16 protein-coding genes are annotated in these 20,604 nt (G+C 73.9%); 2 read left to right on the top strand and 14 right to left on the bottom strand.

The window, feature by feature from the left end; genetic code table 11:
• Positions 1-122: 122 nt before the first annotated feature.
• From GYH36_RS16125 to fdxA, 3 genes are all read right to left on the bottom strand, one after another.
• A complete protein-coding gene (locus GYH36_RS16125) occupies positions 123-1,421 on the bottom strand; it encodes a citrate synthase (protein ID WP_024841124.1) in 1,299 nt (432 codons plus the stop codon).
• A 126-nt stretch (positions 1,422-1,547) separates the two neighbouring features.
• Positions 1,548-2,678: a succinyldiaminopimelate transaminase gene (gene dapC, locus GYH36_RS16130; protein ID WP_162290375.1), complete on the bottom strand. Its 1,131-nt coding sequence runs from the start codon at positions 2,676-2,678 to the stop codon at positions 1,548-1,550.
• Between the two features lie 19 nt (positions 2,679-2,697).
• A complete protein-coding gene (gene fdxA / locus GYH36_RS16135) occupies positions 2,698-3,015 on the bottom strand; it encodes a ferredoxin (protein WP_024841122.1) in 318 nt (105 codons plus the stop codon).
• Positions 3,016-3,171: 156 nt separating this feature from the next.
• Between fdxA and GYH36_RS16140 the strand changes: the two genes are divergently transcribed.
• Complete coding sequence (locus GYH36_RS16140; RefSeq protein WP_024841121.1) at positions 3,172-3,462, top strand: putative acetyltransferase; 291 nt, start codon at positions 3,172-3,174, stop codon at positions 3,460-3,462.
• 40 nt (positions 3,463-3,502) lie between these two features.
• On the opposite strand, the gene GYH36_RS16145 is transcribed toward GYH36_RS16140, so the two are convergent.
• The 9 genes from GYH36_RS16145 to GYH36_RS16185 form a co-directional block, all read right to left on the bottom strand.
• Positions 3,503-4,498 carry a prephenate dehydrogenase gene (locus tag GYH36_RS16145; RefSeq protein WP_312028680.1) on the bottom strand — a complete coding sequence of 332 codons (996 nt, stop codon included), beginning with the start codon at positions 4,496-4,498 and terminating at the stop codon, positions 3,503-3,505.
• Positions 4,492-5,442 (bottom strand): prephenate dehydratase, encoded by a 951-nt coding sequence (locus tag GYH36_RS16150; protein WP_162290376.1) that lies wholly within the window; start codon positions 5,440-5,442, stop codon positions 4,492-4,494. The genes GYH36_RS16145 and GYH36_RS16150 overlap by 7 nt, the downstream gene beginning before the upstream one ends.
• Positions 5,439-6,344, bottom strand: a complete 906-nt coding sequence (locus GYH36_RS16155) for a hypothetical protein (RefSeq protein ID WP_115942246.1) — start codon at positions 6,342-6,344, stop codon at positions 5,439-5,441. Before GYH36_RS16155 ends, GYH36_RS16150 begins: the two co-directional genes overlap by 4 nt.
• Positions 6,345-6,379: 35 nt before the next feature.
• Positions 6,380-9,640: a VanW family protein gene (locus tag GYH36_RS19370; RefSeq protein ID WP_203231953.1), complete on the bottom strand. Its 3,261-nt coding sequence runs from the start codon at positions 9,638-9,640 to the stop codon at positions 6,380-6,382.
• A gap of 76 nt (positions 9,641-9,716) precedes the next feature.
• A complete protein-coding gene (locus GYH36_RS16165; protein ID WP_203231954.1) occupies positions 9,717-10,163 on the bottom strand; it encodes a hypothetical protein in 447 nt (148 codons plus the stop codon).
• Positions 10,164-10,173: 10 nt separating this feature from the next.
• Positions 10,174-11,178, bottom strand: coding sequence for a PIG-L family deacetylase (locus GYH36_RS16170; protein WP_312028681.1), 1,005 nt, complete (start codon positions 11,176-11,178; stop codon positions 10,174-10,176).
• Positions 11,179-11,191: 13 nt separating this feature from the next.
• Positions 11,192-13,102, bottom strand: a complete 1,911-nt coding sequence (gene typA / locus GYH36_RS16175) for a translational GTPase TypA (RefSeq protein WP_024841114.1) — start codon at positions 13,100-13,102, stop codon at positions 11,192-11,194.
• Between the two features lie 158 nt (positions 13,103-13,260).
• Positions 13,261-15,045 (bottom strand): BCCT family transporter, encoded by a 1,785-nt coding sequence (locus GYH36_RS16180; protein WP_162290377.1) that lies wholly within the window; start codon positions 15,043-15,045, stop codon positions 13,261-13,263.
• 129 nt (positions 15,046-15,174) lie between these two features.
• Positions 15,175-17,007, bottom strand: a complete 1,833-nt coding sequence (locus GYH36_RS16185) for an ABC transporter ATP-binding protein (protein WP_024841112.1) — start codon at positions 17,005-17,007, stop codon at positions 15,175-15,177.
• A 65-nt stretch (positions 17,008-17,072) separates the two neighbouring features.
• On the opposite strand from GYH36_RS16185, the gene GYH36_RS16190 reads away from it, so the two are divergent.
• Complete coding sequence (locus tag GYH36_RS16190) at positions 17,073-17,651, top strand: PH domain-containing protein (RefSeq protein WP_024841111.1); 579 nt, start codon at positions 17,073-17,075, stop codon at positions 17,649-17,651.
• Positions 17,652-17,722: 71 nt separating this feature from the next.
• Here GYH36_RS16190 and GYH36_RS16195 read toward each other — a convergent pair whose 3' ends face one another.
• Together GYH36_RS16195 and GYH36_RS16200 are read right to left on the bottom strand one after the other, a co-directional pair.
• Positions 17,723-18,760 (bottom strand): ABC transporter permease, encoded by a 1,038-nt coding sequence (locus tag GYH36_RS16195; protein ID WP_024841110.1) that lies wholly within the window; start codon positions 18,758-18,760, stop codon positions 17,723-17,725.
• On the bottom strand, positions 18,757-20,286 hold the full coding sequence (locus tag GYH36_RS16200; RefSeq protein ID WP_024841109.1) for an ABC transporter permease: 1,530 nt from the start codon (positions 20,284-20,286) through the stop codon (positions 18,757-18,759). The genes GYH36_RS16195 and GYH36_RS16200 overlap by 4 nt, the downstream gene beginning before the upstream one ends.
• Positions 20,287-20,604: the final 318 nt, after the last annotated feature.

A 20,604-nucleotide genomic window follows, 5' to 3' on the forward strand; every position in this document is an offset into this window, starting at 1 on the left:
TCCCCGCGCCCGCCACCCCGGGGCCCCGCCCCCCCCCCCCCCCCCCCCCCGGGGCGCCCCCGCCCCGGGCGCCCGCGGCCCCCCCGGGTGGTGCCGGCCCGGGGCGTCCGGGGAAGCGGGTGTCAGCGGTCGGCGACCGGGACGTAGTCGCGCTCGGTCTCGCCGACGTAGACCTGGCGGGGGCGGCCGATCTTGGTCTGCGGGTCCTTCATCATCTCGCGCCACTGCGCGATCCAGCCGGGCATGCGGCCCAGCGCGAAGAGCGGCGTGAACATCGCGGGCGAGAAGCCCATGGCCTTGTAGATGAGGCCCGTGTAGAAGTCGACGTTCGGGTAGAGCTTGCGCTCGATGAAGTAGTCGTCGTTGAGCGCGATCTCCTCGAGGCCCATGGCGATGTCGAGGAGCTGGTCCTTCTTGCCGAGGGTCGAGAGCACGGCGTCGGCGGACTTCTTCACGATGGCCGCGCGCGGGTCGTAGTTCTTGTAGACCCGGTGGCCGAAGCCCATGAGGCGGACGCCGTCCTCCTTGTTCTTCACCTTCTTCATGAAGGTGTCGACGTCGTACTCGGCGCCAGCGATCTTGTCGAGCATCGTCAGCACCGACTCGTTCGCGCCGCCGTGCAGCGGGCCGGAGAGTGCGTTGACGCCGGCGGCGACGGACGCGTAGAGGTTGGCGTGCGAGGAGCCGACGACGCGGACCGTGGAGGTCGAGCAGTTCTGCTCGTGGTCCGCGTGGAGGATGAGCAGCTTGTCGAGCGCGTCGACGACGACCGGGTCGGCCTCGTACTGCTGGTACGGCGTCGCGAACGTCATGCGCAGGAAGTCGTCGACGTAGCCGCGCGAGTAGTCGGGGTACAGCAGCGGCTCGCCCACGCGGCGGCGGTGCAGGTACGACGTGATGGTGCGCGTCTTCGCGAGGAGCAGGACCGTCGCGAGCTCGACCGTCTCGTCGTCGAACGGGTCGAGCGACTCGGGGTAGAACGTCGACAGCGCGTTGATCGCGGACGACAGCACGGCCATGGGGTGCGCGCCCCGCGGGAACGTGCCCATGAACGTGCGGAAGTCCTCGTGCACGAGCGTGTGGCGGTTGACGCGCTCGACGAAGGCGTCGAGGGTCGGGGCGTCGGGGAGCTCGCCGTGGATGAGCAGGTACGCGACCTCGAGGAAGCTCGACTGCTCGGCGAGCTGCTCGATGGGGTACCCGCGGTACCGCAGGATGCCGGCCTCGCCGTCGATGTAGGTGATGCTCGACTCGCACGAGGCGGTGTTCATGAACCCGGGGTCGACCGTCACCAGGCCGGTCGACTTGAGCAAGGAGGACACGACGATGCCGTCATTGCCCTCCGTCGCCGCGACCACGGGCAGGTCCTGCGCCTGGTCGTCGACGAGGAGGCGGACCTTCGCCTGCTGAGTGGTGGTCATGGTTCCCTTCCTGCTGCTGCTCGCGCCGTTGCCGCGCGGTCGACCGTACCCCGCTTCACCCGCACGTGACCAATCCTGAACCGTCACGAGAACCGCCCGCGGGTGTGAGGCAGATCACGTCAGAATTCAGGCTCCGGAGAGTCTCGCGGCGGCCTCGTGGACGCGCTCGTCCGTCGCCGTGAGCGCGACGCGCACGTGCCCCGCACCCTCCGGTCCGTAGAACGCACCCGGCCCGACCAGTATGCCCAGGTCGGCGAGGTCGGACACGGTGCGCCAGCAGTCGCCGTCGTGGTCGCCCGCGGGGCGCGCCCACAGGTACAGCCCGGCCTCCGAGTGGTCGATCTGGAGGCCTGCCGCTCCGAGCGCCTCGACGAGGACCTCGCGACGGCGCGCGTAGACCTCGCGCTGGGCGGCGACGTGCGCGTCGTCGGTCAGGGCCGCGACCATCGCGGCCTGGACGGGCGCGGGCACGATCATGCCGAGGTGCTTGCGCGTCGCGAGCAGGTCGGCGACCAGCGCCGGGTCGCCCGCCACGAACGCGGCGCGGTACCCGGCCATGCTCGACTGCTTCGACAGGGAGTACGTGACGAGGAGCCCCTCGTGCGACCCGCCCGACACCGCCGGGTCGAGCAGGCTCGGCACGCCGTCCGCCGCGTAGGGGGCGTCCCACGCGAGCTCGGCGTAGCACTCGTCGCTCGCGACGACCGCGCCGATCTCGCGGGCCGCGGCGACGACGCGCGCGAGGTGCGCGGCGTCGAGCACGCGGCCGGTCGGGTTGCTCGGCGAGTTGACCCAGACGAGCCGCACGTCGTCACGCCCCGCCCACGCGTCGACGTCGTCCGTCGCGAGGGGCGTCGCGCCGGCGAGGCGCGCGCCCACGTCGTACGTGGGGTAGGCCGTGCACGGGTGCACGACGACGTCCCCCGGGCCGAGGCGCAGGAGCGACGGCAGGAGGCCGACGAGCTCCTTGCTCCCGACGGTGGGGAGCACGGCGTCCGGGTCGAGGCCCGACACGCCGCGGCGGCGTGCGAACCACGCGGCGACGGCCTCCCGCAGGGCGGGCGTGCCGTGCGTCGTCGGGTAGCCGTGGGCGTCGGACGCCGCGGCGAGCGCGTCGCGCACGACGCCAGGCGTCGGGTCGACGGGCGTGCCGATCGACAGGTCCACGATGCCCCGCGGGTGCGCGCGGGCGCGCTCCGCGTACGGGGTCAGGGTGTCCCAGGGGTAGGCGAGGCCGGAGAGGTCGGCGAGTCCCACGGGTGGCGGTGCGGGAGTCTCAGGCCTGCGGCGGCAGGGCGGCGATCATCGGGTCGTCCTTCTCGATGAGACCCATCTTCGCGGCGCCGCCGGGTGAGCCGAGGTCGTCGAAGAACTCGACGTTGGCGCGGTAGTAGTCGCTCCACTCCGTCGGCACGTCGTCCTCGTAGTAGATGGCCTCCACGGGGCAGACGGGCTCGCACGCGCCGCAGTCGACGCACTCGTCGGGGTGGATGTACAGCGACCGCTTGCCCTCGTAGATGCAGTCGACAGGACACTCCTCGATGCACGCCTTGTCCTTGACGTCCACGCACGGCTGGGCGATCACGTAAGTCACGACCGGGTACCTTTCTGGCTGGCTCGTCCGGACCCGGCCCGGGAGGGGCCAGGTCACGACAGGGGCATGCAGGACTAGTATCCCCCAGGTCGGGTGATCCCCGACCATCCCTGACCAGCCCGTGGACGAACGTCACACCCGCAGCGAGGAGCGCCCGTGCCCGACGCACCGTGGACCTCGTGGGCGCCCGGGACGCGGGTCGTCGTGCGCCGGCGCCTGCCCGAGGACGAGGCGGCCGCCGCGGGCAAGCCGCTCACCGACGTCATCGGGGTCGTCGTGCGCACGACGGCCACGGAGCTCGTGCTGCGCGAGGACGCGGGCGGCAGCGCGCCGCCGCACCGGGGTCACGGGGTGCACGACGACGCCCCTCCCCTCGTCGTGGTCCCGCTCGACGCGATCGTGGCCGGCAAGCCCGTGCCGCCGCGCCCGCCGCGGCGCCCCGCCTGACCCGACCGCACGGGCCGGGAGCGGTCGCCGAGGCGCCGCCTCAGGCGACCTCGACCGCGCCGTCCTCGACGCCGACGACGACCGCGCCCCGGGCCCCGGCCGCGGCGAGCGCCGACCGCCAGGCGCCCGCGTCGTCGAGCTCGACGCGGCGGCGCTCGCCGGTGCCGGGAGCGGGCGCCGGCGCTCGCACGGGCTCGGGCCGGTCGAAGAACTCCCCGACGGGCGCATTGGTCTCGAGCGCCCGGACGAGCTGCTCGAGGTCGCGCACGACGACCCGCAGCGCGGACGCCACCCAGGCCGCGTTGTCGGTGACCATCGCCTCGGTGCGCCGCGGGTCGGTGCGCCCGACGCGGGTCGCGTCCCGGAAGCTGCCCGCGGCGAGCCCGAGCGCGACGTCGCGCACCGGCGCGTCCGCGACGACGCCCAGGAGCTCCGTCGCGAGCACGTGCGGCACGTGGCTGATGAGCGCCGTCGCCTCGTCGTGCACGTCGTCGGTGAGGACGTGCACCGTGCCGCCGAGCGGGCCCGTGACGAGGCCGAGGACGCGGAGGAACGCCTCGCGCGTCGTCGTGCCGTCGACCGTGACGGCCCACCGGGCGCCGTCGAGCATCGCGGCGTCGGACGCCTCGAAGCCCGAGTGCTCCGTCCCGGCCATGGGGTGCGCGCCCACGTACCGTGCGCCGAGGCCCGCGCTCGTCACCGCGTCGCGCACCGCGCCCTTGACGCTGCCGACGTCCGTCACGACGGTCCCTCCGCGCACGTGCCGCGCGACCTCGGTCGCGACGGTCCGCATGGCCCGCAGCGGCACCGCGAGCACGAGGACGTCGGGCTCCCCCGCGCACACGTCCGCGACGTCGTCCGCGACGCGCAGGCCCGCGGCCCGCGCCGCGGCGCGCGTCGCGGCCGTCGCGTCGTACCCGGTCACCTCGACGCCCTGCTCGTGGAGCAGCCGTGCGACCGACCCGCCGACCAGCCCGAGGCCCACGACGGCGACGCGGCGCACCGGGCTCGGCGCTGCGCCGGGCGCGGTCACCACAGCAGCCCCTCGGCGAGGCCCGCGGCACCGGTCGAGGCGTCGACGCTCCCGACGGGCACGTGCGCGGCGTCGACGTCCGCGTGGACCGACTCGTCGAGCTCGCCGCGCGCCGGGACGACGCCGAGCGTCTTCAGCGCGTCGCCCGCCCGGACGAGGTCGTCGAGCACGGCGCGCACGGGCGCGTCCCACGGGGCGCCGTCGACCGTGAGGACGAACACGTACGTCCCCGCGACGGCCTTGAGGGGTCGCGTGATGAGGCTCGACAGGTTGACGCCGCGCTCGCCGAAGGACCGCGTGATGCGCGCCAGGACGCCCGGCCCGGTGACGACCGGGGTCACCGCGAGCATCGTGCGCCACGGCGCCTCGCCCGCGTCACGCGCCCGCGCGAGGACACCGGTCGCCTCCGCGCGCGGCGCGAGGACGAGGAACCGGGTGCGCGCGCCCGCGAAGTCCTCGACGGCGCGCTCGAGGGTCTCGAGCCCGTAGAGCTCGCCGCAGATCGTCGGGCCGAGCGCGACCTGGTGGGGACCGGCGTCGCGGCACGCCGCGGCGTTCGACGACGCGGGCACGGGCCGCAGGCCGGCCCGGCGGACGAAGCCCTGGCACTGCGCGAGCCCGTGCGGGTGCGCCGCGACCTCCGTCAGCTCGCCGTGCCCGGGCCGCACGAACGCGTCGAACGAGATGTCGAGCACGACCTCGTCGACCGCGACGACCGTCGCGCTGCCGACGATCGCGTCGAGCGACGGGACGACGTAGCCCTCGACGGTGTTCTCGATCGCGACGACGCCGCGCGCGACGTCCCCTGCGGCGACGCCCGCGAAGACGTCGGCGACGGTCGGGAGCGCCGCGAGCGTCCGCGCGTCGTCCCCGTGGGCGGCCGACCACGCGGCGGCCGCCTGGTGGGTGAACGACCCCTCGGGGCCGAGGTACCCGACGACGCTCACGCGCGTGCGGGGTCAGGGGCGGGCGCCCACCGGGGCTCGAGCGCGTCGGGGCCCGGGACGAAGTCCTGCCCCGGCAGGACCGCGAGCACCCGGTGGGCGACGCCGCGCTCCGCGAAGCCGTCCACGAGCGCGTCGAGCGTGCCCGCGTCGGGGCACGAGAACGCGCAGAAGAAGATGTGCGGACCCGCCTGCGAGCGGTGGCTGCGCAGGTGCTGGAGGTCGATCCCGGCCTGGGCCACGAGCGCGAGCGTCTCCTGCAGGGAGCCGCGGTGGTCGTCGCGCGGGCCGAACGCGAGCCAGACCTGGGCCACGCCCTCAGCACGCGGCGGGGTGTCGCGGCTCTCGAGGAGCCCGTACCAGATCGGCGCGCCCTCGCCGAGCAGCTCGCTGCCCGCGAGCTCGGCGTAGCCGAGCGCGGCGAGCGTGCCCGTCGCCACCGAGCGCTCCACGACGAGGCTCCCGTCCGGCCCCGCGAGCGCGACGCGCTCCTCCAGGGTCGTCCGCGTCGGGACGAGCGACGGGCTGACGCCCATGGTCCGCAGCACGTGGCGGCGGTCGCGCATCCCGGCCTCGTCGACCACGACGTGGCCCGTGAGGTCGCGCGCCGCGGTCGGGCGGCCGACCCACACCCACTGGGACGGCACCGCGGACGCCCCCGTGAGCACGAGCGACGGCGGGCCCGCGAGCAGCGCGCGCTCGAGCTCGTGCGACGGCTGCGCCGGGTGGCCCAGGTGCACGACGCCCGAGAGGCCGTCGATGCTCGCGACGGTCGACAGCGTCGCCGTCGTCGACCCGAGGTCGAGGAGCGACTCCGCCTCCGCGGGGTCGCCCTCGACCCACCCCGCTGCCGTCGCGGCGAGCAGCGCCTGCGCTCCCGACTCCCGTTCGCTGCGGCCGAGCATGGGACCTCCGTGGTGTGTCGTGCGGACCGGGTCGCTCACTCGCAGACGACCGCGTTGTCCGGCTTGTAGGTCCACCGGTACGACTCGTCCTTGACGAGCTCGCCCTCGAGGTAGACCTTCCGGTAGTTCGTGATGGAGAAGCCCGGGCTGCCCGCGGGCGTGGGGGCGCAGTCGGCTCCCGAGTGCGTGACCGTCGTCGGCTGGACCACGTTCGACTTGCCGCTCGACGACGTCTCGACGTCGTAGTACTTCGTGCTCCAGATCGCGACGTGCAGCTGCCCGCCGCCGACCCAGGACTGCATGAGGACGCCGTAGGGCGTGTCGTTCTTGAACTTCATGTCGATCGAGCCGACGAAGATCGTCGCCTCGCGCCCGGCCGGGTACCGGTCGAACCAGTAGCTGTGCGGCCGGTGCTCGACGTCCTCGAGCCCCGCGAAGAACGCGGCGTTGTACGTGGTCGTCGCCATCTGCGACAGACCGCCGCCGACGCCCTCGGTGTGCCGGCCGCTCTCGACGATGCCCGCCGCGAAGTAGCCGCCCTCGATGGTGATCGGCGACAACGTGTCCACGAGCGAGAACGTCTCGCCCGGCTTCACGAGCGTGCCGGTGACCTTCTCGGCGCCGCGCCGCAGGTTCGCGGTGCGCACCGGCACGTTCGGGACGGGCGTCGAGAACTCGGCGACCTTCTCCGTGACGCCCAGCGCCTCGAGAGCCGCGACCGACTGCTCGGGATCCGACTCGACGAGCTCGACCGTGGCCGTGCGCTCGTCGCCGGACGCGGCCGTCGTGACCGCCGCGGCGATCGCCTCGGGGTCGATCGTCGTCCCCGGCGCACCGCCCTCGATCACGGGCGCGCCGTCGCGGAACACGAAGTGCGCGTCGTCGGCGGCCGTGAGCAGGTCGTTCGTGCGGTCGACCACCGCCTGCACGAGCGCCGCGCCGTCGAACGTCAGGGAGAGCACCCCGTCCGTGGCCGGGAACGAGGCCGCGGCGGCGAGCGCCTCGGGGGGCAGCTCGGGCGACTGGCCGCCGACCGAGACGACGACCGGCGCGGACACGACCTTCTGCGCCTGCGCGAGCGCCGCGTCGGTCTCGTCCTGCGTGATCGCCGGCTCGACGGGCTCCGTCGGCAGCTCGACGGGGCCCTCGGTGACGAGCCAGCTCGACGTGATGACGCCGGGCACCTCGTCCGCGACGAGCGCCGAGCCGTCCGCGGCGGGCGTGCTCGTCGGCGCACCGTCGACGAACTGCACGGTCCCGTCGACGGGCGCGATCTCGAGGCTCCCGCGCAGCGTCTCGACCTGCGCGTCGAGCGCCGCGTCGTCCACCGTGACGACCGGGGCCTCGTCCTGCCCGCCGAACAGGTGCTGCCACAGGCGCGCCGGGCTCATCGAGAACGCCGTGAGCTCCTCGGCCGTCGCCGCGGCGTCGAAGGTCAGCCCGGCGGTCGCCGGGTCGAGCGTCGTGCTCGCCTCGCCCGCCGCGAGCGTGACGGGCTCGGCGGCGCGCGGGCCGAGCTCGGCCTCCAGGCGCTCCTGCGCGGCCGTCCGCGTCAGGCCGCCGACGTCGACGCCCGCGACGCTCGTGCCGCTCGGCACCTTGTCCGAGAAGAACCACTGCGCCCCGGTGTACAGGCCGCCGAGGACGAGCACGCCCACGCCGGTCCACAGCAGGCCGCGGACCCAGCCGCGCCGGGGGGCGTCCTCCTCGAAGCCCTCGAACGGCGACTCCTGGCGCGACTCGTCGGGCGGCACGGGGCCGAACGTCCCGGGCGGCAGCGCGACGGAGCCGACGACCGGCGAGGACGCCGCGGCGGGCTGCGCCGGGGCACCCTGCGCCGGCCCCGCAGGGGTCGCCGCGGACGCGGGCGTCGCCGCGGTCGGCGCGTCCGTCGCGGGGGTCGGGCGGATCGACGTGCGCACGACGGGCTCGGGCCGGGTCCACGGCGCGACCGGCGGGATCACCTGCGTCGCGTCCGCGGCGCCCTGCTCCCCCGCGGGTGGCTCCACGGGCGCCGACCCGGCGGGTCCGGACGCCGACCCCGCGGGTCCGGACGCCGACCCGGCGGTCGCGGGCGTCGCCGACGCGGCGGCGGACGGCTGGTCCTGCGGCGGCACCACGGGCACGACGGCGGTGCGGTCACCGGCGGCCGAGGCGGGCTCGGTCGGCTCGGCGGGCCCGGCGGGCTCGGGCGACGTGGCGGCCGACTGCTCGCCGCCGGGCGGCGGGACGAGCACCGCGGGCACGTCGGGGTCGAACGCGAAGACGCGCGGCACGTAGGGCTCGTCGTCGTCGGCCGCTGCCTGGGCCGCCCCGGCAGACGCGGACGCGGCGGTGCCGCTCGTCGCCGCGGCGGTCGGAGCGTCGCCGCTCGTCGCAGCGGCCGGGGCGTCACCGCTCGCCGCAGTGGGCGGAGCGGTCGGGACCGTCCCGCTCGCCGTCGCAGCGGTCGGCGCCGTGTCGCTCGCCGGGGCGGGCGCGGTCGGAACGGACGACGTCGCGGCGTCGTCACCGGTCGTCGGGACCGAGTCGTCGCCGCTCGCGCCGCCCGTCCCGGCCACCGGCGCGGCGGGTTCGTCGGCCGCGGGCGCTCCGGAGGTGGTCTCGGCGGGCGCCGCTGCCTCGGCAGGTGCACCCTCCGCGGTGGCGGGCCGGGGCGTCGCCGGGGCGGCGTGGTCGTCCGTGGCCGGCTCCGTGTCACGCGGCGCCGACGCCGGCGTGCTGCCCGACCCGGCGGCCCCCGAGGCGGCGGGAGCCGCGTCAGCGGGAGCCGTGTCGGAGGGAGCGGCACCGACGCTGGGCTCGGGCGCGGCGTCGGGAGTCGCGACGGTGGGGGTCGCGTCGGCCGCTGCGGCGGGCGTCTCGTCGACCGCTGCGGTGGGGGTCTCGTCGACCGCTGCGGTGAGGCTCGCGGCGACGGGACCGCCGTCGACGGACGTCGCGCCTGCCGGCCCCGCGTCGGCCGGTGCGACGGGCGCGTCCGTCCCCGGCGCGGGAGCCGCGTCGTCGGCGGTCGGCTGTGCGGCGTCGGGCGCAGGGCTCTCCTCGGGGGCCCGTGCGGCGGTCGGGGCGTCGTCGTGTCCCGACGCCGAGGCCTCGGGCGCGACGGCGACGTCACCGGACGCCTCGTCCGTGCCCGCCGTCACCGGGGAGGCGGACGCGGCGTCGGGCGCGTCCTCGACCGGCGTCCCGGTCGCGTCGGCGGCGCCGTCGGGGCCCGGCCGGGTCGCGGCGGTCTCCGGTTCGGCGGTCGAGGGCGAGTCGGGATCGGCGTCTCGGTCGGTCGGCTGGCCCATCCACTGTCTCCGTGACGAAAGGCGCGCGGGTGTCCGCGCGACGACGAGGGGTGTGCGGGGATCCGCACCGCGAATTCTAGCGGGACGCGAGGGGGTCCTCGGGTCCGTCGTGCCTGGTGGGACGCCCGTGGAGAGCCGGACGGACGGGCCGGTCGCTGAACCACGAGCGCGGGAGGAACGCGACCGCCGCGACGACGAGGAGGCCGCCGTAGATCCACACGTAGCCCACGGGCTCGCTGGGCACGAGCACGTCGCCGCCGGGACCCTCGAGGGACAGGAGCTGCACCACGACGACCCACCCGATGCCGAGGCCCAGGAGACCGGCCAGCCCGCCCCAGGCGCGCGAGAGGATCCCTGCGGCGAGGACGGCCAGGAGCGCGAGCACGATGCCCGCGCCGACACCCCCGGGCAGGTCCATGAGCAGGTGCGCGCGGTGGGCGACGGTGCCAACGAGACCGACGAGCACGCCGACGAGCGCGCACGCCACCCCGCGGCCCACGAGCCGCCCCGTTCCGTTCTCCACGGGCCCCAGGCTAACGCGTGGGCCTGGGCCGGGCGGGCGCGCCCGGGAGAGCGCCGCCGGAGGGAGCGTAGAACTCGTGTGAAGGCAACGGGGCGAGCACGTCGTTGCTCAGGGCGTACCAGCCGAGCGACGCCGCGGTGCCGCGCTCCGCCGCCGTCGCGTGCTGGACCTGCGTCGCGTGCGCGCGCATCGCGGCGAGGACCGCGTCGAGCACGGGCGCGACGGGCACCGCCCGTAGCGTGCCGAGCGTCTCGTCGGCGCGCGCGAACGGCGGGAGGTCCTCGTCCGGGTCGGGCAGCGTGAGTCGCTCGTCCGCCGCGAGGAGCGCCGCCACCTGCGCGTCCTCGGCGAGCGCGCGCCGCGCGGCGCGGACCGCGCTCTCGGGGGCGACGGACAGCCACAGGTCCGGGACCGGCTCGCCCGCTGCCGCGACCTGGTCGAGCGCGCGGACCGTCACCTCGTGGGCGCGCACGTGGTCGGGGTGGCCGTAGCCTCCCCCCGGCTCGTACGTGGCGACGACGGCGGGACGCCGCTCGCGCACGACGGCGGCCAGGCGCGCCGCGGCCTCGTCGAGCGGCACGCCCACGAACGCCCGGGGCGGCAGCTGCTCGGTCGCGACCCCGCCCGCGACGCCTGGCGCCACCCACGCCATGCCGGAGTCCTCGTACCGGGGCCGCGCGGCGCCGTCGTTCCCGGGGAGCGCGACGGCGTCGAGGAAGACGTGGTCGCGAACGCCGAGCGCGGCGAGCGCGCGGGCGAGCTCGCCCTCCCGGTGGGCCGCGAGGGCGGCGCCGTCGCCCTCGAGGTGCGCGACGCCCGTCGGGTGCGCCGGGGTGTCGATCACCTCACCGCGCTCGCCGCGCGTGCACGTGACCACGGTGACGGGCAGGGCCGCGCGGGCCCACGTCGCGAGGAGCGCTCCCGTGGCGAGCGTCTCGTCGTCGGGGTGCGCGTGCACGGCCAGCAGGCCGCCGTCGGGCACGACGGCGGCCCGCTGCTCCGGTGGCACGGTCACCCGCGGCGGGGTGTCAGGCGCGCTTGGCGCGCGAGATCGCGCGGGCGCGCTCGGTCTGGTCGAGGATCACCTTGCGGATGCGCACGACCTCGGGCGTGACCTCGACGCACTCGTCCTCGCGCGCGAACTCCAGGGACTCCTCGAGCGTGAGGTGGCGCGGCGGGATGAGGTTCTCGAAGTTGTCGGCCGTCGAGGACCGCATGTTCGTGAGCTTCTTCTCCTTGGTGATGTTCACGTCCATGTCCTCGTTGCGCGAGTTCTCGCCGACGATCATGCCCTCGTAGACCTCCTGCGTGGGGTCGACGAAGAACGAGCCGCGCTCCTGGAGGTTGATCATCGCGAACGGCGTCACCTTGCCGGCGCGGTCGGCCACGAGCGAGCCCGTCGTGCGGGTCTCGATGTGTCCCGCCCACGGCTCGTAGCCCTCGGAGATCGACGACGCGATGCCGGTGCCGCGCGTCTCGGTGAGGAAGCGCGTGCGGAACCCGATGAGACCGCGCGCCGGGACCATGAACTCCATGCGGATCCAGCCGGTGCCGTGGTTCGACATGGTCTCCATGCGGCCCTTGCGCTGCGCGAGGAGCTGCGTGACGGCGCCGAGGTACTCCTCGGGCACGTCGATCGTCATGCGCTCCATCGGCTCGTGCGTCTTGCCGTCGATCGTGCGCGTGACGACCTGCGGCTTGCCGACCGTGAGCTCGAAGCCCTCGCGGCGCATCTGCTCGACGAGGATCGCGAGCGCGAGCTCGCCGCGGCCCTGGACCTCCCACGCGTCGGGGCGGTCGGTGGGCAGGACGCGCAGCGACACGTTGCCCACGAGCTCGGCGTCGAGGCGGTCCTTGACCTGGCGGGCCGTGACCTTGTGGCCCTTGCCGCCCTTGCCCGCGAGCGGGGACGTGTTGATCCCGATGGTCATCGAGATCGCCGGGTCGTCGACCGTGATGAGCGGGAGCGGGCGCGGGTCGTCGGGGTCGGTGAGGGTCTCGCCGATCGTGATGTCCGCGATGCCCGCGACGGCGACGATGTCGCCGGGGCCGGCCTTGTCCGTGGGGACGCGGTCGAGCGCCTTCGTCTCGAGGAGCTCGGTGATCTTCACGTTCTGGAGCGTGCCGTCGTGGCGCGCCCACGCGACGACCTGCCCCTTGCGGAGCTCGCCGTTGAAGATGCGCAGCAGCGCGAGGCGGCCGAGGAACGGGGAGGCGTCGAGGTTCGTCACGTGCGCCTGGAGCGGCGCACCCTCGTCGTACGTCGGGGCCGGGATCTTCTCGAGGATCGTCGTGAAGAGCGGCTCGAGGTCCTCGTTCGACGGGAGCTGGCCGTCGAGCGGCTGGTCGAGCGACGCGCGCCCGGCCTTGGCGGAGGCGTAGACGACCGGGACGTCGAGGATCGCGTCGAGGTCGAGGTCCGGCACCTCGTCCGCGAGGTCGCTCGCCAGGCCGAGGAGGAGGTCGGTCGCCTCGGCGACGACCTCGGTGATCCGCGAGTCCGGGCGGTCGACCTTGTTGACGACGATGATCACCGGCAGCTTCGCGGCGAGCGCCTTGCGCAGCACGAAGCGGGTCTGCGGGAGCGGGCCCTCGCTCGCGTCGACGAGGAGCACGACGCCGTCGACCATGGACAGGCCGCGCTCGACCTCGCCGCCGAAGTCGGCGTGGCCGGGCGTGTCGATGACGTTGATCGTGATGCCGTCGGGCTCGCCCACCGCGGCGGCCGCGGGGCCGGCGTACCGGACCGCGGTGTTCTTCGCGAGGATCGTGATGCCCTTCTCGCGCTCGAGGTCACCGGAGTCCATGACGCGGTCGTCCACGTGCTGGTGCGCGGAGAAGGCGCCGGACTGGCGCAGCATCGCGTCGACGAGCGTGGTCTTGCCGTGGTCGACGTGGGCGACGATCGCCACGTTGCGCAGGTCGGAGCGCACAGACATCTACGGTTCTCATTTCGTGGGGTTCGAGGGGCGACGACGGCCGGCCACCTCTGCGCGCGGGGCGGCGGGGTCGGCCCGCCGCGGCATCACGGATGCACGGGCCGTCACCCGGGCACGGCTATCCTACCGGGTCCCGCTCGCCGCCACCATGACGTGCGTCACCCCGGGCCGCGCCCGCCCGGCGGCGTCCCCTTGCGCGGACGCCGGACGAGCGCGCGCCAGCGGTCGGGCCGGTCCGGGTAGAGCTCCTCCCACTGCTCCGAGATCGACTCCGTGACCCGGGTCGTGACGTGCTCGGTCAGCGCCGCGCGCGCCGCGCGCCGCTCGGCCCGCACGATCGCCGCGTGCTCGCCCCGCAGCGCCCGGACCGTCGCGACGGCCATGCCGATCATCACGACCGAGAACGGCAGCGCGATGAGGATCGCCGCCGTCTGGAGCGCCTCCAGGCCGCCCGCCAGGAGGAGCGCGATGGCCAGCAGGCCGGACGTGCCCGCCCAGAAGACGCGGCTCCACGTCGGCGGGTTCGGGTTCCCGCCGCTCGCGAGCATGTCCACGACGAGCGAGCCCGAGTCCGACGACGTCACGAAGAAGACCACGATGAGGACGATGCCGGCCACGGAGAGCAGCGCCCCGAGCGGCAGCCCGTCGAAGAGCTGGAACAGGGCGGTGTCGGTGTCCACCTTGCCGTCCACGAGCATGCTGCCCGGCTCGGTGAGCTCGCGGTACAGCCCGGAGCCGCCGAACACCGAGAACCACAGCGTGGTGACGATCGTCGGGACGAGCAGCGTCCCGAGCACGAACTCGCGCACCGTGCGACCCCGCGAGATGCGCGCGATGAAGACGCCGACGAACGGAGCCCAGGAGATCCACCAGCCCCAGTAGAAGATCGTCCACGACGACTGCCACTCGAGCCCGGCGTCGCCCTGGAACGCCGTCGTGTCGAACGACATCCGCACGATGTTCTGCACGTAGTAGCCGAGCGACTGGACCCACTCGCGCAGGAGGAACAGCGTCGGGCCCAGCGCCAGCACGAGCACGAGGACGACGCCGGCGAGCACCATATTGCCGTTCGACAGCCACTTGATGCCCCGGCCGAGGCCGGACACCACCGAGATCGTCGCGAGCGCGGAGATGGCCGCGATGAGCCCGATCTCGAGCGCCGTGCTCGGCTGCACCACGTCGAGGTACCCGAGCCCCGCGGCGATCTGGAGGACGCCGAAGCCGAGCGAGGTCGCGACGCCGAACACCGTGCCGATGATCGCGACGACGTCGATGACGTCGCCCAGCCGGCCCTTGACCCGGTCGCCGAAGAGCGGCTCGAGCGCCCAGCGGATCGACACGGGCCGCCCCTTGCGGTGGATCGCGTAGGCGAGGGCGAGGCCCGCGACGACGTAGATCGCCCACGCGTGCACGCCCCAGTGGAGATAGCTCTGGCCCATCGCGGCCTGCGCGAGCGCGGGGTCGCTCCCCTCGACGCCCGGCTTCGGGTTCACGTAGTGCGACAGGGGCTCGGCCACGCCCCAGTACACGAGCCCGATGCCCATGCCGGTCGCGAAGAGCATCGCGAACCAGACGGGCAGCCGGAACAGCGGCTCGTCCTCGTCCTTGCCGAGCACGATGTCGCCGAAGCGGCTCATGCCCATCCACAGGGCGAACACGACGAAGCCCGCGACGACGATGACGTAGTACCAGCCGAACACGCCGATCACGTCGCGCTGCAGCGTCTCCATGACCGCCGTCACGGTGTCCGTGAAGACGATCGTCAGCAGGACGAACAGCAGGATCAGGCCGGCCGCGGGGTAGAAGACCCGCGGGTCGGGCCGCCCCGTCCGGGGGCCGGTGAGGTCGTCGGCCGCGGGTGGGGTCTCCTGCGTCTGCGCTCGTGCCTCGACGGGCGCGCCGTCGTGCGCCGCCCCGGGAACGTCGTCCTCCGCGCGTGTCATGTGCCCAGGCTTCCGGCGGTGGTCGGACCAGGCAACCGGAACGCCCCGGTGCCGGCCTCCGTCGAGGCGGCACCGGGGCGTCCGGTCGGTGCGGGTGAGGCTCGCTCGCCGTCCGCGGTCAGCGCAGGGTCAGAAACCGGCCCCCGCGGTGGGCGGCGCGCTGCGCTCGTGGTCGATGTCGTCGCGCGACTCGGCGAGCGCGCGCTCCTCGTCCACGAGCGACGACAGCTCGTCGTTCGCGATGTCGCGCGCCGCCGCCTCGAGGAGGGCGTCGCGCGCCGCGCGGCGCTCGCGCTGCGCCGCCGGGTCCGGCACCGGCACCGCGGCGAGGAGACGCTGCGTGTACGGGTGACGGGGCGAGTGGACGATCTGCTCCGTCTCCCCCACCTCGACGAGCTTGCCCTTGTGCATGACCGCGATGCGGTCCGAGAGCAGCTCGACGACCGCGAGGTCGTGCGAGATGAACAGGCACGCGAAGCCGTGCTCGCGCTGCAGGTCGGTGAACAGGTCGAGCACCTTCGCCTGGACCGACACGTCGAGCGCCGACGTCGGCTCGTCCGCGACGAGCAGCTTCGGCTCGAGCGACAGCGCGCGGGCGATGCCGACGCGCTGCCGCTGACCGCCCGAGAGCTCGTGCGGGTAGCGGTTGCGCATCGCGCGGGGCAGCTCGACCTGGTCGAGCAGGCGCTCGACCTCGCGGCTGAGCTCCTTGCCCTTCACGCCCTTGTGCAGCATGAGCGGCTCGCCGATCGACTCGCCGATCGGCAGGCGCGGGTTGAGCGACGAGCCCGGGTCCTGGAACACGATGCCGACCTCGGTGCGCAGCGGCTTGAGGTCCTTGGGCTTGGCCCCGACCATGTCCGTGCCGACGATCCGCAGCGAGCCCCCCGTGACGGGGAGCAGGCCGACGGCCGCACGGCCGATCGTCGTCTTGCCCGAGCCGGACTCGCCGACCAGGCCGACGACCTCGCCCTGGTGGATCTGGAGCGACACCTCGTCGACCGCCCGGAACGCCGCCTGCCGGCGCCGGCCCGGGTACTCGATGACCATGTCCTGCGCGTCGAGCACGAGCGGCCGCTCCGGGGCCGCCGCGCCCGCGGGCACGCGGTCCGTGACGGTCGTCGTGCCGCGCTTGGAGCCGAGGTGCGGGACGGCCTCGAGCAGGCGGACCGTGTACGGGTGCTGCGGACGGCCGAAGATCTCGGCCGACGTGCCGCGCTCGACGACCTGACCGTCCTTCATGACCATGATCGAGTCGGCCATGTCCGCGACCACGCCCATGTCGTGCGTGATGAGGATGATCGCCGCGTCGACGCGGTAGCGCAGGTCGCGCAGGAGCTTGAGGATCTCGGCCTGGACCGTGACGTCGAGCGCGGTCGTCGGCTCGTCGGCCACGAGCAGCTTCGGGTCGCACGCGAGGGCCTGGGCGATCATGGCGCGCTGCCGCTGGCCGCCGGAGAGCTGGTGCGGGTAGGAGTCGAAGCGGCGCTCCGGCTCGGGGATCTCGACGAGCCGCAGGAGCTCGATGGCGCGCTTCTTCGCGTCGGCGGGGCCGACGTTGAAGTGCGTCCGGATGGTCTCGACGATCTGGAAGCCCACCGTGTAGACGGGGTTCAGCGCCGTCATCGGCTCCTGGAAGATCATGGAGATCTCCTTGCCGCGGACGTGCCGGAGCCCGCCGTGCGACATGCCGATGAGCTCGCGGTCGCCGAGCTTGGCGGAACCGCGGGCGCGCCCGTTGGGCGGGAGCAGGCCCAGCAGCGCGAGCGACGACTGGGACTTGCCCGAGCCGGACTCGCCGACGATCGCGAGGACCTCACCGGAGTGGAGGTCGTAGCTCACGTCCGAGGCCGCGGGGTACCAGGCCTTGTCGACGTAGAAGTCCACGCCGAGGTTGCGCACGGTCAGCACGGGGCTGCCCTGGCGCGCGGCCGGGGCCGCGGGAGACGTCTCGATGGCCACGCTGATCAGTGTCCTTCCTGCTGGAGCCGGCGCTCGTGGCGCCGCGACTCTGCGAGCATGGGCGCATGGGTCCCACGCTGGTCTTCCGTTCGACGTACGGCCGAGTGCTCACGGTGGCGACGGGCGTCGTCGCCGTCGCGCTGGGCGTCACCACGGCCGTGACGGGGGACGTCCGCGCGGTCGTGGACGCACTGCTGCCCGCCGCGCTCGTGACGTACCTCGTCTGGATGCTGTTCTGGCGTCCCGCCGTCGAGGTGTCCGACGGGGGCGTCGAGGTGCGCAACGTGACCCGCACGGTCCGCGTGCCGTGGACCGCCTACGAGGGCGCCGAGACCCGCTACTCGCTCGAGGTGCGCTACGCGGGCGGTCGCGTGACCGCCTGGGCGGCGCCCCGGTCGAGCGGCACGGCCCGCTGGCTGCGCAGCTCTCGACGACGCACGGCCGGCCAGGACCAGGTGGTCTCCGGCGCGAGCGCCGAGGCCGTCGCGGAGGCCGTCGAGCAGCGCCACGGGCTGCTCGCCGCCGCCGGTCACCTCGACCGCCCCGTGCCGGGCGCACCAGGGGCCCGCGCCACGTGGCACGTCCTGGAGCTCGCCGTGCTGGGCGCCCTCGTGGTCGGGACGGCCGTCGCGCTCACCGCCTGACCGCGGCCGCGGCGCGCCGTGCCGCCCGAGAGGTGCACGACCTCCCGGGCGGACGGCGACGACGGCGGTCATCAGCTCGCCCCGGCCTCACCGGTCGCGCTCGGCGCGGCGGTCGCCGTGGGGCGTGCGACGCGCTGGGCGCGTGCCATCTTGCGCTCCGAGGGGATGCGCTTCTGGCGCGGGTCGAACGCGTCGCGCAGGCCGTCGCCGATGAAGTTGACGCACAGCGCGATCGCGACGATGAACAGACCGGGCCACCAGAACAGCCACGGACGCGTCGCGAACGCCTCCTGGTAGTCGCTGATGAGCTTGCCGAGCGACGTGGCCGGGGCCTGGATGCCGACGCCCAGGTAGCTCAGGGCGGTCTCGAGGAGGATCGCCGAGCTCATGAGCAGCGTGACGTTGACGATGATCACGCCGACCGCGTTGGGCAGCATGTGCTTGAAGATGATCCGGCTGTCGCTCGCGCCGGCGACGCGTGCCGCGTCGACGAACTCGCGCTCGCGCAGGGACAGGAACTCACCGCGCACGAGACGCGCGAGCGGGGGCCACAGCACGAGGCCGAGGAACGCCCCGAGGATGAGCGCGTTGCTGCCGCCCGACAGGAGCGCGAGGACCGCGCCGATGACGATGACCGGCATCGTGATGATGAGGTCCGTGAAGCGCATGAGCCACGAGTCCACGGCGCCGCGGTAGTACCCGGAGAGCGCCCCGAAGAGGACGCCCGCGACGGTCGCGATGACGCCGACCGCGAGGACGACGAGGAGCGACGTCTGCGTGCCCTGCATGACGCGCGCGAACACGTCACGGCCCGCCTCGTCCTGGCCGAAGATGTGCTGGCTCGAGGGCGCTCCCCCGTCGACGAGCGGGTACGTGGAGCCCTGGCCCGACGCCTTGTAGGCGTACCAGCCGTCCCAGCCGCCGATCCCGATGGACGTGATCGCCAGCGCGACGATCCCGACGAGGAAGATCAGGGCGACGACCGCGCCCTTGTGGTGGAAGAAGCGCCGGCGGACGATCTGCCCCTGCGACAGCCCCTCGACCTCGAGCAGCTCGATCTGGTTCTCGGTCGCGCCGCTCTGCGACGCGTCGTTCGGTGTGTTGCTCATGCGTTCACCCGGATCCGCGGGTCGAGGGCTGCGTAGATGAGGTCAGCCACGATGTTGGCGATGATGGCGAGGGCCGCGACGATGACGAGATAGGCCATGACGGGGTCGATCTCGCCTCGTTGCAGCGAGTTGAGGAAGAGCAGGCCCATGCCCGGTCGGGCGAAGACCTTCTCCGTGATGATGGCGCCGCCGAGGAGCGTGATGACGTCGATCGGGACGATCGTCGCCAGCGGGATGAGCGTGTTGCGGAAGCCGTGCCGCATGATGACCGTCCGCTCCGGCAGGCCCTTGGCCCGCGCCGTGCGGATGTAGTCCTGGCTCATGACCTCGAGCATGCTCGCGCGCGAGTAGCGCGTGTACCCGGCGAACTGGATGAGCACGAGCGCGATGGTCGGCAGCAGCAGGTGGGTGTACTGGTCGAGGACCTGCACCCAGAAGTTGCCGCCGAGGTTCGGCGTGCTGTTGCCGATCGTCGGGATGGGTCGGCCGTTGATGGCCGTCGCACCGAAGTACGCGGGCCAGACCTTCATCACCTTGTCGACGAAGATCATCGACCCGACGAGGAACGCCGTGATCGCGGCCGCGCGGGCCGACACGCCCTTGTCGGGGCCGCCCCACGCGTAGCCGACGCCGATGCCGACCGCGACGGTGACGACGGCGAGGACGAGCACGAGCCACCAGTTGTCGACCTGGCGGAGCACCGACTGGATCGGGTAGTAGACGATCACGCCGAGCACGACCGTGCTGAGCGAGGCGTAGAGCGCGCGGCGGTTCTTCAGGCCGGACACGAGCGCGGTGATCGCGAACGCGAGCGCGGTCCCGGTGACGACGATGATGACCGGGCCGAGGTTCGGCCGCTCCCACCAGCCGGAGAGCTGCAGGTAGAGCAGGGCGAGCGCGCTCGCCGCGAAGCCCATGGCGAACACCGTGAGACGGCGTCGCGCGGTGCCCCCGAAGGCGAGCGACCAGAACAGGCCGACCACCACGCCGATGATCGCGATGGCGAGGAGCGAGAGGTTCGGGTCGCGCAGGAAGTCGTTGAAGCCGATCGCGCCCCACTGCTTGAGCAGGACGGCGACCCAGAAGGCCGGGAGCGAGTAGAGCACGAACGAGACGAAGATCGTCAGGTAGTCGAAGCTGCTGTACTGGCGCAGCGCGCTCACGATACCCACCATGACGCCGAAGATCACGGCGAGGACGGTCGCGGCGGCCACGAGCTGGATGGTCGAGATGACGGCGCCCTGCAGGAGGGTCGAGACCGACTGGCCACTTTGCCAGGCCGTCCCGAGGTCACCGGTGACGAAGCTGCCGAGCCACTTGAAGTAGCGGATCACCGACGGGGTGTCCAGGTCGAGCTCGGCGGTGCGCTGGGCGATGAGCTGCGCCTTGTTGGGCTTCGTGCTCGACTCGAGATCCATGAAGATGTACGGCCGGATCGCGGCGTCGACGAGCAGGTACATCGCGAACGTGGACACGAGGAGGGTCGCCAACCCTGCCAGCACACGTCGCGAGATGAAGGAGAACATCGGAGGATTTACCTCGCTGGTCGGTAGGGACCCCGGGTCTGGGGCCGGTCGATTCTACGCGTGGGTCTCGCGTGATCGTGAACCGAGGGGCACGGGACGCCGTGGTGAGGGACGTCGGAGATCGGGAGCACGCGAGGACCGGGGGCCCCGACGGACGGGCCGTCGAGACCCCCGGTCTCTTGCGTCCGGACGGGTCCGTGGGGCGCCGCCCCGGGGGGGGGGGGGGGCGGGGGGGGGGGGGGGGGGCCCGGGCGCCCCCCCCCCGGCCGGTGACGACCCCGGGGTGAGGCTGGGGGGGGGGCTGTGTGACCAGGGCCC

The organism is Cellulosimicrobium composti, from assembly GCF_010287905.1.
In the GTDB taxonomy this organism is placed as follows: Bacteria; Actinomycetota; Actinomycetes; order Actinomycetales; family Cellulomonadaceae; genus Cellulosimicrobium; species Cellulosimicrobium composti.

What these genes read in the sequence shown, in the direction of transcription:
- GYH36_RS16125 (WP_024841124.1), bottom strand. Translation starts at nt 1,421, where the DNA reads ATGACCACCACTCAGCAGGCGAAGGTCCGCCTCCTCGTCGACGACCAG.
- GYH36_RS16155 (WP_115942246.1), bottom strand. Translation starts at nt 6,344, where the DNA reads ATGCTCGGCCGCAGCGAACGGGAGTCGGGAGCGCAGGCGCTGCTCGCC.
- GYH36_RS19370 (WP_203231953.1), bottom strand. Translation starts at nt 9,640, where the DNA reads ATGGGCCAGCCGACCGACCGAGACGCCGATCCCGACTCGCCCTCGACC.
- typA (WP_024841114.1), bottom strand. Translation starts at nt 13,102, where the DNA reads ATGTCTGTGCGCTCCGACCTGCGCAACGTGGCGATCGTCGCCCACGTC.
- GYH36_RS16180 (WP_162290377.1), bottom strand. Translation starts at nt 15,045, where the DNA reads ATGACACGCGCGGAGGACGACGTTCCCGGGGCGGCGCACGACGGCGCG.
- GYH36_RS16190 (WP_024841111.1), top strand. Translation starts at nt 17,073, where the DNA reads ATGGGTCCCACGCTGGTCTTCCGTTCGACGTACGGCCGAGTGCTCACG.
- GYH36_RS16195 (WP_024841110.1), bottom strand. Translation starts at nt 18,760, where the DNA reads ATGAGCAACACACCGAACGACGCGTCGCAGAGCGGCGCGACCGAGAAC.
- GYH36_RS16200 (WP_024841109.1), bottom strand. Translation starts at nt 20,286, where the DNA reads ATGTTCTCCTTCATCTCGCGACGTGTGCTGGCAGGGTTGGCGACCCTC.